15 protein-coding genes and 1 riboswitch are annotated in these 16,822 nt (G+C 41.8%); of the genes, 10 read left to right on the forward strand and 5 right to left on the reverse strand.

Annotation, left to right across the window (positions count from 1 at the left end):
* Positions 1 to 19: 19 nt before the first annotated feature.
* From C0V70_RS01470 to C0V70_RS01480, 3 genes are read left to right on the forward strand one after another with little or no spacing between them, the layout of a single operon-like run.
* On the forward strand, positions 20 to 1,648 hold the full coding sequence (locus tag C0V70_RS01470; protein WP_102242088.1) for an ABC transporter substrate-binding protein: 1,629 nt from the start codon (positions 20 to 22) through the stop codon (positions 1,646 to 1,648).
* A gap of 13 nt (positions 1,649 to 1,661) precedes the next feature.
* Positions 1,662 to 2,693: an ABC transporter permease subunit gene (locus tag C0V70_RS01475; protein WP_102242089.1), complete on the forward strand. Its 1,032-nt coding sequence runs from the start codon at positions 1,662 to 1,664 to the stop codon at positions 2,691 to 2,693.
* Complete coding sequence (locus C0V70_RS01480; protein ID WP_102242090.1) at positions 2,690 to 3,709, forward strand: ABC transporter permease subunit; 1,020 nt, start codon at positions 2,690 to 2,692, stop codon at positions 3,707 to 3,709. The genes C0V70_RS01475 and C0V70_RS01480 overlap by 4 nt, the downstream gene beginning before the upstream one ends.
* Here the strand turns inward: C0V70_RS01480 and C0V70_RS01485 are convergent.
* Positions 3,706 to 5,517 carry a TonB-dependent receptor plug domain-containing protein gene (locus tag C0V70_RS01485; RefSeq protein ID WP_102242091.1) on the reverse strand — a complete coding sequence of 604 codons (1,812 nt, stop codon included), beginning with the start codon at positions 5,515 to 5,517 and terminating at the stop codon, positions 3,706 to 3,708. The genes C0V70_RS01480 and C0V70_RS01485 overlap by 4 nt on opposite strands.
* A gap of 22 nt (positions 5,518 to 5,539) precedes the next feature.
* Positions 5,540 to 5,614, reverse strand: a riboswitch (adenosylcobalamin-variant (AdoCbl-variant) riboswitch).
* A gap of 73 nt (positions 5,615 to 5,687) precedes the next feature.
* Between C0V70_RS01485 and C0V70_RS01490 the strand changes: the two genes are divergently transcribed.
* From C0V70_RS01490 to C0V70_RS01500, 3 genes are read left to right on the forward strand one after another with little or no spacing between them, the layout of a single operon-like run.
* Positions 5,688 to 6,755, forward strand: coding sequence for an ABC transporter substrate-binding protein (locus tag C0V70_RS01490; RefSeq protein WP_102242092.1), 1,068 nt, complete (start codon positions 5,688 to 5,690; stop codon positions 6,753 to 6,755).
* A complete protein-coding gene (locus C0V70_RS01495; RefSeq protein WP_102242093.1) occupies positions 6,752 to 7,711 on the forward strand; it encodes a FecCD family ABC transporter permease in 960 nt (319 codons plus the stop codon). Before C0V70_RS01490 ends, C0V70_RS01495 begins: the two co-directional genes overlap by 4 nt.
* Complete coding sequence (locus C0V70_RS01500; RefSeq protein ID WP_102242094.1) at positions 7,708 to 8,421, forward strand: ABC transporter ATP-binding protein; 714 nt, start codon at positions 7,708 to 7,710, stop codon at positions 8,419 to 8,421. The genes C0V70_RS01495 and C0V70_RS01500 overlap by 4 nt, the downstream gene beginning before the upstream one ends.
* 2 nt (positions 8,422 to 8,423) lie before the next feature.
* Here the strand turns inward: C0V70_RS01500 and C0V70_RS01505 are convergent, their stop codons facing one another.
* Positions 8,424 to 9,491: a S1C family serine protease gene (locus tag C0V70_RS01505; RefSeq protein ID WP_158649517.1), complete on the reverse strand. Its 1,068-nt coding sequence runs from the start codon at positions 9,489 to 9,491 to the stop codon at positions 8,424 to 8,426.
* A 69-nt stretch (positions 9,492 to 9,560) separates the two neighbouring features.
* On the opposite strand from C0V70_RS01505, the gene C0V70_RS01510 reads away from it, so the two are divergent.
* The gene (locus C0V70_RS01510) at positions 9,561 to 10,469 is read left to right on the forward strand and encodes a phosphatidylserine decarboxylase (protein WP_208107772.1); all 909 of its coding nucleotides are present in this window, start codon (positions 9,561 to 9,563) and stop codon (positions 10,467 to 10,469) included.
* Here C0V70_RS01510 and C0V70_RS01515 read toward each other — a convergent pair.
* Positions 10,440 to 11,219, reverse strand: coding sequence for an endonuclease/exonuclease/phosphatase family protein (locus tag C0V70_RS01515; RefSeq protein ID WP_102242097.1), 780 nt, complete (start codon positions 11,217 to 11,219; stop codon positions 10,440 to 10,442). The two genes, C0V70_RS01510 and C0V70_RS01515, sit on opposite strands and share 30 nt — an antisense overlap.
* 149 nt (positions 11,220 to 11,368) lie before the next feature.
* On the opposite strand from C0V70_RS01515, the gene C0V70_RS01520 reads away from it, so the two are divergent.
* The 3 genes from C0V70_RS01520 to C0V70_RS18935 all read left to right on the forward strand — a co-directional run bounded on the left by C0V70_RS01520 (position 11,369) and on the right by C0V70_RS18935 (position 12,586).
* Positions 11,369 to 11,704 (forward strand): hypothetical protein, encoded by a 336-nt coding sequence (locus C0V70_RS01520; RefSeq protein ID WP_102242098.1) that lies wholly within the window; start codon positions 11,369 to 11,371, stop codon positions 11,702 to 11,704.
* Between the two features lie 20 nt (positions 11,705 to 11,724).
* Positions 11,725 to 12,246 carry a hypothetical protein gene (locus C0V70_RS01525; protein WP_102242099.1) on the forward strand — a complete coding sequence of 174 codons (522 nt, stop codon included), beginning with the start codon at positions 11,725 to 11,727 and terminating at the stop codon, positions 12,244 to 12,246.
* Positions 12,247 to 12,373: 127 nt separating this feature from the next.
* Positions 12,374 to 12,586 carry a hypothetical protein gene (locus C0V70_RS18935; RefSeq protein ID WP_158649518.1) on the forward strand — a complete coding sequence of 71 codons (213 nt, stop codon included), beginning with the start codon at positions 12,374 to 12,376 and terminating at the stop codon, positions 12,584 to 12,586.
* A gap of 95 nt (positions 12,587 to 12,681) precedes the next feature.
* Here C0V70_RS18935 and C0V70_RS01535 read toward each other — a convergent pair whose 3' ends face one another.
* Positions 12,682 to 13,149, reverse strand: coding sequence for a hypothetical protein (locus C0V70_RS01535; protein ID WP_102242100.1), 468 nt, complete (start codon positions 13,147 to 13,149; stop codon positions 12,682 to 12,684).
* The gene (gene metH / locus C0V70_RS01540; RefSeq protein WP_102242101.1) at positions 13,136 to 16,819 is read right to left on the reverse strand and encodes a methionine synthase; all 3,684 of its coding nucleotides are present in this window, start codon (positions 16,817 to 16,819) and stop codon (positions 13,136 to 13,138) included. Before metH ends, C0V70_RS01535 begins: the two co-directional genes overlap by 14 nt.
* Positions 16,820 to 16,822 lie beyond the last annotated feature (3 nt).

Here is a 16,822-nt window from a genome sequence, read left to right on the forward strand (position 1 = left end):
TTAAAAAGGTGGAAATACAATGAAAAAGTGTGTGATTGCTCTATCATTGGCGCTTGGCGTGATGAACACTGCCTTCGCTGTCGGAAATGCAAAAGCTCCATTCGGTGGAGAGTTTAAAATCAACCTAGGTCAAGCGCCTACAACTTTAAATGCTCTGTCATCATCTGATGCTTACGCAAGTGAAGTTCAATCGATGATCATGGAAGGGTTATTAACAAGAAACCCGGACACAAGAGAGTGGGAACCTGCTCTTGCAAAGTCGTGGACGATTTCAAAAGACGGAAAGACTTTTGAGTTCACATTAAGAGACGGAGTTAAGTGGCACGATGGAAAACCACTTACAGTTGAAGATGTTAAGTTTTCTTTTGATGCGATCATGGACCCAAAAGACACTTACAAAACAGCTCACTTAAAGCCTTACTACGAAAACATCAAATCTGTTGAAATCGTAGCTCCAAACAAAGTTAAGTTTACAGTAGGAACTCCATACTTCAACAACTTCACAGTTGCTGCTGGGTTAACAGTTGTTCCAATGCACTTATACAAGAACCCAAGCAAAGAGCAGGAAAAAATCCTGAACAAAACTCTAGTGGGAACTGGTCCTTACATGCTTAAGGAATTCGACCGCGCTAAGAGGATCGTGCTTACATCTAACCCTAACTGGTGGGGAAGAAGTGAACCGTCACTAAAAGGAATTCATAATTTCCAGACGATCACGATGAGATTTATCCAGGACTCAACGATCTCTATCAGATCAATTGAGAACGGAGACATCGATTACCTAGCTCTTCAACCAGAAGAATACGCTCAAAAAACAAACGGCCCTAAATGGGGTAAGTCTGTTCATAAGATTAAGACTCAAAATAAACAAGTATCAGGTTACGCTTTCGTAGGATTCAACCTGACAAACCCAATGTTCAAGTCTGTTAAGACAAGAGAAGCAATGGTTCACCTGTTTGACAGAAAGAAAATGATTGAAAAACTTCTTTTCAACTTCTCTCTTCCGGCAACTGGACCTCTATACCAACAATCTGACTATGCAGATCCAACTGTTAAAGCTCTTGAATTCGATCCAAAGCTAGCTCTTAAGAAGTTAACTGAAGACGGATGGAAAGATACAGACGGGGACAGAATCCTTGATAAGATGATCGATGGAAAGAAAGTTAAGCTTTCATTCACAATTCTTGAGCCACTTCCAGACTTCGTAAAATTCCTGACGACATTCCAGGAAGACGCTAAGAAAGTTGGTGTTGATGTTCAGGTAAAAGTTGTTGAGTGGAACGCATTCATTAAACTTCTTGATGAAAGAAAGTTCGAAGCTGTTCGTCTAGCATGGGGTGGTGGAGACCTTGATTGGGATCCAAAACAAATCTGGCACTCAGAATCTATTGCGAACGCTGGATCAAACTTTGTTCAATACAACAATCCAAAAGTAGACAAGCTTATTGATGAGTCTCGTTTAATTATGGATAAAGCGACAAGAGTTAAAAAACTTCGCGAAGTTTACAGAACAATTGCAGCAGACGTTCCTTATATCTTCCTATTTAACGGAAAATTTAAGTTTTACGCTCGCACAGACCGTATCGGTTCAGAAAAAGATACATACACATACTCGATCGGTTCTGATTACTGGTGGATTGCTAAATAGCTAGAGGTTTTTCTTGTTTACTTATATCTTAAAAAGATTACTGATCATGATCCCGACTTTGCTCGGGATCACTCTGGTCACATTCGTTATCATTAACCTTGCTCCCGGAAGCCCAATTGAACAGCGAATTCAGCAAATGAAATTCGGTGGAATGGGTAACGAAGGAAGAAGCAGCGGCGACAACTCAAAAAGTAGTGCTGTTTCTGAAGAGGTTATAGAGGCCCTTAAAAAACAATATGGATTCGATAAGCCGGTACATATCCGTTACTGGATCTGGCTGAAGAATATCGCCAAACTTGATTTCGGTGAGAGCTTTACTTACGAAGAGCCGGTTCTTGATGTTATTACCAGCAAGCTTCCAGTGTCTCTGCAGTTCGGAGTCGTCTCCCTGATTATGTCTTATTTGGTATGCGTAGTCTTGGGGGTTATTAAGGCAGTAAAACACGGAACAGCCTTTGACTATGTTTCCAGTTTTCTTCTCTTTGTTTTCTATTCGATCCCGGGCTTTATGTTGGCCATTCTCCTCATCGTTTATTTTGCTGGTGGAGGATTCTACAACTGGTTCCCGATGGGCGAACTTTACTCTGACAATTACTACGATCTGACTCTTTGGGGGAAAATCGTCGACCGCGTTCACCATTTCATCCTTCCGCTAATTTGTTACATGATTGGATCTTTCACGGTTCTAACTATGCTAATGAAAAATTCGCTTCTGGATGAAATTAAAAAGGACTACATTCGTACTGCTCGTGCCAAAGGTGTTCCTGAAAAAGTGGTCTTCCTGAAACACGCTCTAAGAAATGCATTGATCCCAATCGTAACTGGTATCGGTGGATTTATTTCAGTTTTCTTCGTTGGTTCTCTTCTTCTGGAAAGCATTTTCCAATTAGATGGGATGGGGCTTCTAAGTTATAAATCGATCCTTCAGAGAGATTATAACGTTATCATGGGTCTGATTTTTATTCAGAGTGTGCTCATGTTAGTTGGAAACCTGATCAGCGATTTAGCTTACATTGCTGTTGACCCAAGGATTGATTTCAAATGATCGAACGTTACATAACTAATGAACTAACTCGCAAGCGTTGGAAGATTTTCAAAAAGAGTAAATCAGCGATGATCTCATCGTTTGTTTTAGTGTTTTTAATTCTAGCGACTTTTCTTTCACCATTTATCGCGAACAGTCGTCCGCTCATGATTAGTTATCACGGAACGACTTATTTCCCGATCTTCAAGGACTACAATGCCTCTGACTTCGGGATCACTGATGCTCTTGATGTTGATTACCGCGCGCTACAAATGGGCAAGGGTGATTATGCTTTATGGCCAATCGTTCAATGGGACCCGTTTGAAAGTAATTCAAAAGTAGACTCTTACCCATCAGCTCCATCGGAAACAAATATCTTTGGAACAGATGACCGCGGCCGTGACGTGTTTACTCGACTGCTTTATGGATTCAAATACAGTATCTCTTATGCTGTTGCTGTTTGGTTTATCTCGCTTTCTATCGGGACAATTCTTGGTGGAGTGATGGGATTCTTCGGCGGGAAAGTGGATTTCATTGGGCAGAGGATTGTTGAGGTCCTAAGTACTGTTCCTCAGTTTTTCCTGCTTATCATTCTTATTTCCATCTTCACTCCTTCTCTAGGAATGCTGATTCTCATTTCATGCGTGTTCGCATGGATTAACATTTCATACTACGTGCGTGGTGAGTTCTTAAAAAACAGAAACCGCGAATTCGTTGAAGCGGCCAAGTCTCTTGGGGCTTCAAACATGAAGATCATTTTTAAGCACATTCTACCGAACTCATTAACTCCGATTATCACGTTTGCGCCGTTTACGATTGCAGCTGAAATCGTAGGTCTTGCAGCTCTTGATTACCTGGGGTTTGGTCTTCAGGTTCCAACGCCAAGTTGGGGAGAACTTCTGGCACAAGCTCAGAAAAACTATACCATCGCATGGTGGTTAGCGTTCTACCCGTCACTGGCGCTCTTCATTGTTCTTACACTTCTGAACCTTATCGGTCAGGGAGTTAGAGATGCAATGGACCCGAACATGACTTAGAAGACGTATCTAAGTCCAACAGAAGCAATTCTTCCACCTGTTCCATAGCCGTAGACTTCTTCGTAGTCTCTATCGAGCAGGTTTTTTACTTTCAGGTAAATAGAAGTATTTGCCCTAAATTCTCTTTCATATCGCAAATTGAAAATCAGAAACGATGGCATGTGAACCGTGTTTCCAAGGTTGTCGACATCGTTTCTTTTCCCCGTAAAATCTCCTTCAATGCTGACTAATTCTTTATTGGAAGGAGCAAAGTCCACTGAGGTTTTAACATTGATATTCGGGCGTCTGGCGAGCTTTTTCTTGGCCGTCATATCGCGAGCAGAAAGCCAGGTGACGGAGGTGTTAGAGTTTAATCCTTCCATCAATTTAGCATTGAAGACATTTTCTACACCAATGATTCTGGCGCGGCCGCGGTTTTGGTTAATAAAAGTCACCGGGGCATAACTTAAGCGGTCTTTGATATCAGTGTAAAACAGTGTTCCAGTGTATTTACCATTTTCAGTAACTGGAACTTCCACTCCGATTTCAGCCGTCTGGCTTTCTTCCGGGGTTAAATTTTTATTTCCATATATCGGGGCATGAAGTTGATTTAAACTTGGGGCCCTGAATCCAGTAGAGTAGGCCATCTTAAGATTAAAAGCGCTAAAGAAGTGCATCAGTGCAATCTTGTAAGTGACATGCTCTCCAAAAGATTGATTACTATCGAGTCTCGCTCCGGCATTAACTACGGCCGGGCCGAATTCAAAACGGTTGTATAAAAAGAAACTGAAGTTTTCATTGCTGTTTTTTTTCTGGTCTTCTTCGTGTTGATAATCAAAATTGTAGTTCTGAGTAAAAAAATCATTAAAGTACTGAGTGTGATTAATCGCTACACCGTTGATTTCCCCTTTTGATGTTGTAGAAGAGGCAGTCGGATGATTGCTGTCGCTTCTGACATTAAGAGTGCGGTGATGCTCTGAACGAGTCAGGTTTAATGTTGTTTCTCCTGATGACCAATTTTGCGTGTAACCGGCCTTCATGAATTTTTGCTCAGTAAATTGTGAATCGTTTGGATCGTCTTCACCAGCTCCGCCGCCTTTATCCAGGTCGACTTTATCGTTGACGTAGCGGTAGTTTAAATTGAATTCACCTTTGGCAATTTCCTGTGAAACTCCGGCATTTAAAGTTGTCCTTTTTTCACCGTCTTTTTCTGCGTTCGGATTTCGAGAGTCATTGGCCGCAGAAAAACCTTCTGTATTTAAATGATCTGCACCAAAACTTACTGATGTCTTATTGAATTTTTTCTGAGCATTCACTCCGGCATTTAATGTACCGAACGTGCCGTAATCAACAAACCCTGAACCTGAGAGGTTTTCAGATCCTTTTTTAGTTGTGATGACAACAACTCCACCAATAGCATTTGATCCATAAAGAAGACCTTGTGATCCTTTTAAGATTTCCACGCGTTCAATGTTGTTTAAACTCAATCTTCCCAAGTCAAACTGGCGGGTTGGATTGCTTGGATCGTTCATTACGATGCCATCAATGACTACTAAGACATGATAGGATTCTGTTCCTCTTAAAAATAAGCTGATGTTTCCGCCCATTGGCCCGGATTGAGATAGTGTCAGGTCCGACTCTCTAGAGAGAAGTTCAATCATTGAGGATGATTTTTTAATTTCATCTTGTTCAAACACTTTTATATCAGAAGGCGACTTTTCGAGAGTGCTTTTAATTCTATCGGCAGTCACGATGATGTCATCGTTCGCGAATACTGTGTGCGAAGCTAAAAAGGCAATAAGAGATGCGTGCGTGATTTTTCCAAGCATAGTTCCTCCTCGGGTAAATAGGGGAATAAAAAGGGATCGGGCTTTACCGTTGCGGGACAGCGTTGGAATCTCACCAAACTTCACTACTTCTTATTCTTCATTGAGCTTGTCTCTATTATAGGGAAAGCAGGACACTTTACAATAAAAATGAGGGGCCTTAGACTTTTTAAATGAAGTTTTATTGTTTCATTTTTATTCTGGCCCTTTCACTTAAGGCCCATGCTGCCGATTGTGAAGCGGCCAGGCCACTTAAGGTTTATAAGCCAGCTTACGCTGAATATTTCACCATTACCTACTACGATAATTACAAAATTGTAGACGCCGGGAAAGCTCCTTCACTTGAGCGCTATATCGTTGCAGACGCTCCACTTAAATGTGAAACGGGCCTGGCGGTGCTGACGTCTAAAACAAAAAGATTTATTTCTTCATCAACAACACACTTGTATTTTCTCTCCGCCTTTAATCTCGAGCATACTTTAGTTGGTTTTCAAGGGACTCGTTATATTTTTAACGACAAAATCAGGTCGCAGAAAATTAAAGAAATTAATTACCAAATGAATGCTGAAGAGCTTTTTGCACTTAAGCCTGACCTTGTCATGGCCTATTCTGCCAATGCAGGAGCGGAGAGGGCAAAACAGTTACGAAACTTAAAAATTCCCATTGTCCTTAACTATGACTTTGAAGAAAAGCATCCTCTGGCCAGAGCGGAGTGGATTGTTTTTGAAGCGGTTTTTTTTGGAAAGGATAAAGAAGCCCAAGAGCTTTTTAACAAAATTAAAACTGATTACAATGAATTTAAAAAGCAAGCCATTGGACTTAAAAAATCAAAAGTCTTGGTTGGAGATATCCAAAGTGGAAGATGGTCTACATGTGGTGGCACAAGTGACCTGGCGATCATTATCAATGATGCCGGAGGAGAGCTACTTCTAAAGAGTGATAGCAATCAGACTCAGTATGTTTCTCTGGAGAAAGTTTTAAAGATTAATGAAAGACCAGACTTCTGGTTTTCACAGAATACTTGGGAAGATGCTAAGGCCATGAGCAAAGACTCGCGCTATAAGAAATTCCAACATGTGCCTCTCTTTAATAATACAAAACTTATTAATCAGTATGGCTTTAGCGATTTCTGGGAAACAGGTGTGGCCCGTCCGGATCTTCTCATTAAAGATTTCGTTGCAATAATGCATCCTTCTCAATTGCCCAATGAAAAAACAATCTGGTATAAGGAGCTGAAATGAACGACAGACCCTTAGTCACCATTTTTAGTTTTTTTCTGATCACCGTGCTCTTGGCGGCGATCCTTTTGGTTTATGGAGAGGCCGGATTTAACGTCCAAGACGATTTGCTTTTATGGCAACTGCGCTTTCCTAAAATCATTGTGGCCCTTATGGCCGGAGGAATGCTCGCAGGGTCGGGACTTCTCTTACAAGTGTTTTTCCAAAATCCACTAGCAGGACCTGATCTTTTAGGAATCAACGCCGGTTCGTGTTTAGGTGTGGCCATCGCCATTATGGGGGCTTCATTTTTACCTGCGGGCATTGCTCCTTTTGGTCAGACGCTCATGGCGATGTTAGGGGCCTTAAGTGTTTTTCTTCTTTTAACTTTTTTAGTCAGAAAGAATATTAACCGCATCAGTCTTTTGATTCTTGGACTTTTAATTGCGAGTTTTACCGCCAGCTTTATCAGCGTTCTGGTCAATATGACTCCAAGTCTTCAAGTGAAAAATTTCTTAATGTGGTCGATGGGAAGTTTCCAGGGAGTCACGATTGAAGAGCTTCCATACTTTGTAGGCTTTGGACTTTTAGGATTAGTTTTCCTGGCCATCCTTCCAAAAGGGCTTAACCAATTTATTATCGGTGAAAACTACGCTCGCAGTATGGGTGTAGATGTAAAGCGTTTTAAAACAATTCTCATTTTAGTGTGTTCATTTTTAGTGGCCATCGTCACTGCTTACTGTGGCCCAATTGGGTTTATCGGAATCATTGCTCCTCATATTGCCCGCACTTTTATGAAAAGAAGTGATATCCGCCTGGTGATGCCAGCAGTGTTTTTTGTCGGAAGCTCTCTGGCACTTTTCACTGAATTAATTCTCATCTTTACCAGCGAATACTCACTGGCAACGAATTCAATTTTAGGTTTAATTGGTGCTCCGGTGATTGCTCTCTATCTTTACCGCGACAGGAGAGTTGTATGATTACATTTAACAAACTCTCGGTTGGCTTTAACCATAAAACAGTTCTTGCTGAACTTACTGGAGAGCTCCGAAAAGGGGACCTGATTGCCTTAATGGGAATCAATGGCGTAGGGAAGAGCTGCTTTTTAAAAACGATTACGGGCTTAAATCCGCTTATTAAAGGCGAGCTGTCTTTAGATGAAAAACCTTATTCGACCTACTCAGAATTAGACCTGGCAAAAAAGATTTCAGTGGTCTTAACCGATAGAGTGCAGGTCGATTACCTGCGAGTTTCAGAACTCATTATGCTGGGCAGATCCCCTTATACAAATTTTTGGGGAGAAGTTGCGGCAGAAGACAAAACTGCCGTAAATGACATCATTAAAATGCTCAATATCGAATCGATTACTGAAAGTTTTTTTTCTGATCTAAGTGACGGGCAAAAGCAAAGAGCGCTCCTTGCGCGCGCTTTAGTGCAGTCCCCGGATTATTTATTTCTGGATGAACCAACAACCTATTTAGATATCCCTTCAAAGATCGAATTGATGAAAATCTTAAGATCAGTGAGTCAGGATAAATGTGTCGGCGTGCTTTTTAGTACCCACGATCTAAGCCTGGTAGAAAATGTCGTTGATCAAATCTGGCTGATTGATTCCCAAGGTGTGCTTCATAAAAAAAGCCCCGAGGAAATGAATCGCTCGGGGCTTTTAGCTAAGAACTTTAATCTTTAAATTTAGATTTGCACTAAAGTCACGTCAACGGTTCTTTCTTTTCCGTCTCTGACAATTTTTACTTTTACTTTATCGCCAATTTTATATTTGTTAACTGTCGAATAAAGATCGTCGTAATTTTTAATTGAATCAGTGTTGATCCCAACAATGATATCACCAATGTAGTATTGGCCGAAACGATCGCGAGTGATTCCTTGAAGTCCTGCTTTTCCCGCTGGCCCTTTTGGATCGACGAATTTCACCATGACACCTTCGCGCAGACCAAAGCGGGCAGCGTAGTAGTCTTCAAGAATAGCGACTCCAAGACCCGGGCGAATGACACGTCCGTATTGAATGATTTGAGGTACGATGTCTTTAATCGTTGCCACGGGAATCGCAAACCCAAGACCAGCAGAAGCACCAGCTCCTCCAGCATTGTAAATCATAGCGTTCATACCAATCAGTCTTCCTTGAGAATCAAGAAGAGCTCCACCCGAGTTACCTGGGTTAATAGAAGCATCGGTCTGAATCATTCCGTTGATTGAAACTCCACCAAAACCTTTGATCTTTCTTCCAAGAGCAGAAACAGATCCAGTGGTTAATGTGTGATCAAGTCCAAGCGGGTTTCCGATCGCCAGGGTTTTTTGTCCAACGAGCAGTGTTCTTGAGTCACCTGGGATAATTGGTTTTAAATTTTTTGGAAGCTCAAGGAGTTTTAAAACAGCAATGTCGTTTTTTGGATCACCACCAATAAGCTTCGCTTTGTATTGTTTTTGGTCTTCCCTGAAAGCAACCGTGAAAGAATCACCGCCATCGACAACGTGGTAGTTTGTGATGATGTGACCAGATGTATCCCACACAAGCCCAGAGCCCATTCCGGCCTGGATTTCTGTGGCATCCATATCGAACATTCCCTTCGACTTGCGAAGATTAGAAACGTTGACGACAGAATCGGCCGTATTTTGGAAAACACTAATAGAATTTTTTTCGTTGTCCAGAAGCATGGCCGCTTCTTTTTTGGCATTTTGCTGTGAATACGCAGGGACAGCTAAAGCCATAGTTAGAACAACTAAAAGACTTAACTTACGCATGAACTCCTCCTTGCATGGAATGTACTCTATAGATATAATCCCGGAAGGCATTTTGAGCAAGGGGTTAAGGTGGAAATTAAGTTTTACAACCGCGTAACGGGCAAAGTAGATCATGAGATGGTTTATGGAGATAAATTTATTGAGTGGCTCTACGAATCTCCAAGTGGAAAAGGGCTTTCTCACCTTGTTTGCAAAGCGCCAATCAGCAAATTTTATGGGGCCTTACAAGACTTGCCTCTAAGTCAGCAAAAAGTTGCGCCATTTATTAAAAAATTCCAGATTCAAATGGATGATTATCTTCCTGAAGACGGAAGAACTGAACAATCTCCTTACTCAACTTTTAATCAGTTTTTTATCCGCCGTTTCCGCCCAGGAAAGCGTTCAATTGTTGAGAACCCATCTGAGATGGCAGCTTTCAGTGAAGCTCGTTATTACGGCTATGAGAGTGTTCTGGATAACGAAACTGTTCCAGTCAAAGGTCACAACTTAAAACCAAAAGCGTTGATCGCTAACAGCAAATGGGAATCAACTTTTGAAGACGGGCCATTGTTACTTGCAAGGCTTTGCCCGGTAGATTACCACCGCTACCATTTCCCTGATGATGGAAAAATCGTCGACGACTACCGCGTCTCCGGGCTTTACCATTCAGTAAACCCATTAGCTCTTAAATCAAAAGAAGATATTCTGATCACGAATGAAAGACACGTCACAATTCTTGAAACAAAGAATTTTGGAAAGCTTGCTTACATCGAAGTGGGAGCGATCTGTGTTGGGAAAATCATTCAGTCAAAACCTTTAGATAAAGGCAGAGAGTTCGCTCGAGGAGAAGAAAAAGGCTATTTCCTTTTTGGTGGATCAACGGTGATCGTCGTTGGTGAAAAAGGAAAATGGAAACCAAGCGCAGACATTCTGGCAAATACTAAAAAAGGAATGGAGACTTATCTTCACTTAGGAATGAGTGTCGCTGACCGTTGCTAAAAGCGGGTAGTGGTCAGAAGGAAAGAGTCCTTCAGTGCTTGTCGTTTTTACCAGATGGATATCTTCGCAACTAAAACTCTTCGGAATTAAAATCCAATCAATGCGATCGCCTTCAGACATTTTATCACCGAGGAAACTATGATGACTGGTTTCCTCGGGAAGTTTCTTTTCTTTCCACGGGTCTTTTAAATCAAAATTATTAACCAGAGTTTCCATAAGTGTTGTCGTTGGTGACTCATTAAAGTCGCCCATGATGATCACCTCGCATGAGCATTGCGATTTGATCTCTTTGATCAGGACTTCAATTTGCTTTTGTCTGGTTTCGCTCTTCACATGATCCAGGTGAGTATTGATAATGGTCATCTGGCGGCCACTCTTAATAAAAGTCACATCCGCCCAGGTACAAAGTCTGGGGAACATGCTGAGAAAAGAACTCGAGCCCGGGATGAGGGGAGTTTCCGAAAGCCAAATGTCTCCGGATTTTTCAACCTTCACCGTTTTGGGATTAACAAACAAACATGGGTACATGCGCTCATCAATCCAGTTTCTGTGGGAATCCACCAAAACCAGCCCGGGAAGAGCATCGTCTAATTCTTTTAGTTGCCCAATCCTTCCTTCCTGAGTTCCTAAGATATCCGGTTCAAAATCCCGGTAGAGTTCTACCAAAAGAGGCATGCGTGCTTCCCAGTTGTGGACTCCATCAGCAGGATTGGAAAAACGAATATTGGACGAGATGATTTTGAGCTTCATAAATTGTTCTTATTTTAGAACAGAACATTCTTATCTGAGAACATGATTCTCTCTCTGGGCCCCTCTTTATGGCCTAATTTCATAGCGTTATCCCACCAAAAGCCTTGGCACACCTTCTGCTTTATGAGTCAGGCAAAAAGGGAGGGACAATGGACTTACAAAAAACGATTTTAAATCAGTATGTGCTCTTAAACGGCAAACCTACTTTAAAGAGAATTTCCGAAGACACTGGGATTCAAATCACCCGCGTTTTCAGGCTTTTTAACGGCAGCACAATGAAGCTCTCGGAGTACCAGATTTTTAATAAAAAAGTGAAAGAGAAAATGGGATTAACTGATGGAATTGAGGCGATTGCCTTTGAATGTTCACTCCGTTTAAGCCCGGAAGCAATCAAAGATTTGGAGCTATTTCTAAAGCGAAAACTCGAGACCTGGAAATTGATTCAAGTTCAGAAATCGGCCACTTCTGGCACATTAACCGCTTAATTAACGCAAAGAGGAATACAATGAACGACGGACTTTTGATGATTGAAAGAATGGTGATTGAATCGCTTTCTAAGAAGGAAAAGAACATCCAAGAAATTGAAATTGATACGAATTTAAGCCATGGGTTGTTGTTAAACATTCTGCCCAATTTACTCATGAGGAATATGATTCGCTATCGAAGTGGGATCTATTCCATTGATAAAGACCATTGTTTCGAATGGTTAAGTGAAGTAAACAAGAAAGAAAACGTCAAAGAAGAGGCCCGAGAAATCTTTTCTTCTTTAGTGAATCAGTATTTTAAAAAAGAAACTCAGTTTTCTTCCCAAAACGGGCCACAACTTAAAATCCAAAAGGTCTGGTTAACCAGAGAAGAGGAATTGATTCTAAAATCCCATATGGCAACGCTGGAAGGTTTTTTCAATGGAGTGAAAGAGGCGAGAAAATACCATCCTCAGAGGGAAAAAACCTGTGAACAACGAGTAGTGGTCTGGGGATTATCTCACTACTCGGATTTAATTGAGGGAGTTTTGCAGGCAGTTTAGATGAAAATATTTTTAACTTTTTTAAGAAAGACAGTTGACTTCGATACAGCAAAAGTAATATAAATTTAGTAATCATTATTGTGCACGGTAACACGTCATCATCTAAACGAAACTTAGGAGATTTGAGATGAAAAAATTATTAGTTCTTGCTCTTGTTGTATCTGCTGTATCTTTCGGTTGCTCAAAAAAAGAAGAAGCAACTACTACTGAAACTGCACCAGCTGCTACTACTGAAGCTGCTCCAGCTACTGAAGCTCCAGCTACAGAAGCTGCTCCAACTGCAGAAGCTGCTCCAGCTGCAGAAGCTGCTCCAGCTGCAGAAGCTGCTCCAGCTCACTAATTAGTTATTAACCACTCGTAAGAGTGTTTTACTAATATAAAAAAGGCTCCGAAAGGGGCCTTTTTTATTTCTACCGATTCAAACTTTTTTTAAATTTATCCTACGTATCCATGCGTTTTCAGCATTTCTTCCACTAAGTCCAAAAACTTATGATCAATGTCTTTGTTCTCAGGAGATTCTTCACAGCATTGAAGGTAGCCGAGCATTTTTTGAAATGAGGTTGTGCGGCTTTGTTCTGTAAGCCAGTCATTGAAAAAAGTAATGGCCACCAGCCATGCACCCAAAGAGTAGTTGGAGTGGTCGACCACTTTGAAAAAAAGATCAATTCCTGGGACACCTACCGGACGCTCTTTGCTGTCTTGGTATAGAAGCTTCACCATGAGTTCCGTCTGAGGAATGGTCGCAGCTCCTTTAGTCAGGCGAATCAGGTTTCTGTCTGAGAGAAATTTTTCTGGAACAGTCTGGCGGGCGTGATCGAGCGTTTTTCGCCAGTCTTCACCTTTTTCGGCGATAACATCCTCAAGAGTTCTGAATATTTTTTTCGGTGGATTACTTTGGTTCATATCCTAAATTGGGCGCAAGCCACTTCTCGACGTAAGTGCGAGATTCATTTTTTCTTTTTGCGTAGTCTTCACTCTGGTCTTCGCCAATGCTTCCCACATTAAAGTAGCGGGCCTCTGGATGATTGAAGTAGAAACCAGAAACAGAGCTCGGCGGATTCATCGCAAAGTTTTCTGTCAATGTGACGCCTGTAAGTTCGTTAGCGTTTAAAAGTTTCCACAGAATTTCTTTTTCAGTGTGATCCGGACAAGCTGGGTAACCAGGTGCCGGGCGGACTCCACGGTATTTCTCTTTAATTAAATCTTCGTTGGATAAATTTTCATTTAACCCGTAGCCGAAGATGTCGCGGACTTTTTTGTGCGCTAGCTCTGCCAGGGCTTCGGCCAAACGATCACCAATGGCCTTGACCATGATTGATGAGTAGTCGTCTTGTTTATCCTGGAAGATTTTAGCAAAGGCCTCAACTTCATGACCTGCAGTCACCACAAAACCGCCAAAATAGTCGTTGTGGCCTTCTGGTGCGATAAAATCAGATAGGCAGTAGTAGACTCCATCGTCGCCAATTTTTTCTTTTTGCTGGCGCAGAAAGTGGAGAGTTGTGTTGTTACTCACAATCACATCATCACCTTGTGAATAGGCCGGGAAAATACCGATTGCTACTCTTGGTGAGAAGATCTTTTCTTTTACAATTTTATTGAGCAACACTTGAGCATCATGGAAAAGTTTTTGAGCCTCTTGTCCATACGTCGCATGACCCAGGATTTTTGGATAAGTCCCTTTTAATTCCCATGTCCAGAAAAATGGAGACCAGTCGATATAAGGGACAACTTCTTCTAGTGAAATATCCAGAGTGAAAACACCAACGCGAGAAGGTTTTGCAATCTCAACTTGTTCCCAGTTTGTTTTAAATGAATGGGCACGCGCTTCTTCTAGAGAGATCAGTTCATTGTCTTGAGACTGATTGGCATGTCTTTCTCTGATTTTCTGGAAGCTTTCGTTTAGGTTTTTAACATATTCATCACGGCGCTCTGGGGACAGGAGATTTGTACATACTTCAATAACTAGTGAAGCATCACCAACGTGAGCGATAGGAGAGTTATAGTGTGGAGAAATCTTAATAGCTGTGTGGGCCTTAGATGTTGTCGCTCCACCAATAAGTAATGGCGTTTTAAATCCCTGGCGTTCCATCTCTTTTGCGACATGGATCATTTCATCAAGTGAAGGAGTGATCAGGCCCGAAAGACCAATGATGTCGGCTTTGTTTTCAATCGCCACATCGAGGATCTTTTGAGCAGAAACCATAACTCCTAAATCGATAACTTTATAACCGTTACACGCTAGAACAACACCAACGATGTTTTTTCCGATATCGTGAACGTCGCCTTTAACTGTCGCGATAACAAAGACACCTTGTTCGCGAACATTTTTATTTTCCAGCTTTTCTTGCTCCATGAATGGTTCAAGATAGGCTACGGCTTTTTTCATAACACGCGCCGATTTAACAACCTGAGGAAGGAACATTTTCCCCGCCCCGAAGAGTTCTCCGACAACTTTCATCCCATCCATTAAAGGACCCTCAATAACATTGAGCGGGCGACCAAATTTTTTGCGTGCTTCTTCTGTGTCTTCTTCAATGTATTGGTCTAAACCTTTCACCATTGAGTACGAGATGCGCTCTTCTAAAGGGAAATTGCGCCATTCATCGACTTTGGTTTCAGTTTTATCAGATTTTTGATTTTTTAATTTTTCTGCCAGCTCCAGAAGTTCTTCTGTGGCATGTGGGTGAAGGTTTAAAACAACGGCTTCACATTTTGCTTTTAGTTCAGGATCAATTTCGTCGTACACGGCAAGCATTCCGGCATTGACGATTCCCATGTCTAATCCAGCTTTGATGGCGTGAAATAAAAACACAGAGTGGATGGCTTCGCGGACAATATTGTTTCCTCTAAAAGAGAAAGACAGGTTAGAAACCCCACCACTGGTTAAAGCGCCCGGGCAAACTTTTTTAATTTCTCTAACGGCTTCAATGAAATTTACCCCGTAAGAATTGTGCTCTTCGATTCCAGTGGCCACCGTTAAGATGTTGGCGTCGAAGATAATATCGCATGGATCGAAATCCAGTTCAGTGACAAGTAAATCATATGCGCGTTTACAAATGCTGACTTTTTCTTCTTTTGTTGCCGCTTGACCTTTTTCATCGAAGGCCATGATAACAACAGCAGCACCGTAGCGCTGGATAAGGCGAGCTTGCTCTAAAAACTTAGCTTCGCCTTCTTTAAGTGAAATCGAGTTAACGATCGCTTTTCCTTGAAGACATTTTAATCCTGCCTCAAGTACTTCCCATTTTGAAGAATCGATCATGATAGGAACGCGAGCGATATCCGGTTCACTGGCCACAAGATTCAAAAAGTGGGTCATGCAGGCCTTTGAATCAAGTAGACCTTCATCAAAGTTGATGTCGATAATGTTGGCTCCGTTTTCCACCTGCTGGCGGGCCACTGAAAGACCTTCGTCGAAATTTCCTGCTTTGATAAGTTTGGCGAATAAAGGAGAGCCGGTGACGTTTGTGCGTTCACCGACCATATAAAAGGGATTGTTGTGTGTAAGTTCAATTGTAAATGGTTCTAACCCGGAAAGCCTAGTGGCTTTTTTGATTTCTGCTCTTTTTCTAGGTTTTTTCGTCTGACATTTATTAACAATGGCAGCAATGTGATCTGGAGTTGTTCCACAGCACCCACCAAGGATATTGATGAAACCACTATCGACGAATTCACCAACGAACTTCGCTGTCATCAGAGGAGTCTCGTCGTAACCAGTAGGAGAAAGTGGGTTAGGAAGACCGGCATTTGGGTAACAGCTCACAAAGCAGTCAGCAATGTTTGAAAGCTCTTCTAAGTATGGGCGCATTTCTTTAGCACCAAGAGCACAATTGAGTCCCACTGAAAGAGGTCTCGCGTGACGAACTGAGTTCCAGAAAGCTTCTACCGTTTGTCCCGAAAGAGTCCTTCCGCTGGCATCAGTGATTGTTACCGATAACATGAGAGGAAGTTTCGTCTGGATTTCTTCCTGGTATTTTTCAATGGCAAAGATCGCCGCTTTTAAGTTGAGTGTATCGAAAGTTGTTTCCGGCAGAAGAATGTCTGCTCCACCTTCAATTAATGCTTTTGTTTGTTCGTAGTAGTCTTGGACTAACTCATCAAAAGTGACAGCACGGAAGGCCGGATTGTTAACATCCGGAGAAAGAGAGAGTGTTCTGTTGGTTGGCCCTAGAGCGCCAGCCACATAACATTTCTTTCCGGGATTTTTGGCCATGAAATCGTCGCAAGCTTTTTTGGCCAGCTTGGCCGATTCATAGTTAAGCTTGTAGACGATATGTTCAAGATCGTAATCTTTTTGCGCAATCTTTGTTCCCGAGAAAGTATTGGTCTCGATAATATCGGCCCCACCTTCCAGGTATTTCATGTGAATGGCATAAATCACATCAGGACGGGTCAAACTTAAAAGATCGTTGTTTCCTTTTAAGTCACCCGCATGGTCTTCAAAGTGACCTTTTCTAAAGTCTTCTTCTTTGAGCTTATAAGTTTGAATCATTGTCCCCATGGCGCCATCGAGAAATAGAATTCTCTCTTGCAGGGTCTTCTCAAGTTCAATCAGCGTAGGGTGTTTTTTCATAAC

The organism is Bacteriovorax stolpii (genome assembly GCF_002872415.1).
GTDB classification, from domain to species: Bacteria; Bdellovibrionota; Bacteriovoracia; order Bacteriovoracales; family Bacteriovoracaceae; genus Bacteriovorax; species Bacteriovorax stolpii.

Bases quoted from the DNA above. Each gene is read 5' to 3' on its own strand.
- metH (WP_102242101.1), bottom strand. From the start codon at position 16,819: ATGAAAAAACACCCTACGCTGATTGAACTTGAGAAGACCCTGCAAGAG.
- C0V70_RS01525 (WP_102242099.1), top strand. From the start codon at position 11,725: ATGAACGACGGACTTTTGATGATTGAAAGAATGGTGATTGAATCGCTT.
- C0V70_RS01495 (WP_102242093.1), top strand. From the start codon at position 6,752: ATGAACGACAGACCCTTAGTCACCATTTTTAGTTTTTTTCTGATCACC.
- C0V70_RS01505 (WP_158649517.1), bottom strand. From the start codon at position 9,491: ATGCGTAAGTTAAGTCTTTTAGTTGTTCTAACTATGGCTTTAGCTGTC.
- C0V70_RS01480 (WP_102242090.1), top strand. From the start codon at position 2,690: ATGATCGAACGTTACATAACTAATGAACTAACTCGCAAGCGTTGGAAG.
- C0V70_RS01500 (WP_102242094.1), top strand. From the start codon at position 7,708: ATGATTACATTTAACAAACTCTCGGTTGGCTTTAACCATAAAACAGTT.
- C0V70_RS01470 (WP_102242088.1), top strand. From the start codon at position 20: ATGAAAAAGTGTGTGATTGCTCTATCATTGGCGCTTGGCGTGATGAAC.
- C0V70_RS01485 (WP_102242091.1), bottom strand. From the start codon at position 5,517: ATGCTTGGAAAAATCACGCACGCATCTCTTATTGCCTTTTTAGCTTCG.
- C0V70_RS01490 (WP_102242092.1), top strand. From the start codon at position 5,688: ATGAAGTTTTATTGTTTCATTTTTATTCTGGCCCTTTCACTTAAGGCC.
- C0V70_RS01520 (WP_102242098.1), top strand. From the start codon at position 11,369: ATGGACTTACAAAAAACGATTTTAAATCAGTATGTGCTCTTAAACGGC.
- C0V70_RS18935 (WP_158649518.1), top strand. From the start codon at position 12,374: ATGAAAAAATTATTAGTTCTTGCTCTTGTTGTATCTGCTGTATCTTTC.
- C0V70_RS01515 (WP_102242097.1), bottom strand. From the start codon at position 11,219: ATGAAGCTCAAAATCATCTCGTCCAATATTCGTTTTTCCAATCCTGCT.
- C0V70_RS01535 (WP_102242100.1), bottom strand. From the start codon at position 13,149: ATGAACCAAAGTAATCCACCGAAAAAAATATTCAGAACTCTTGAGGAT.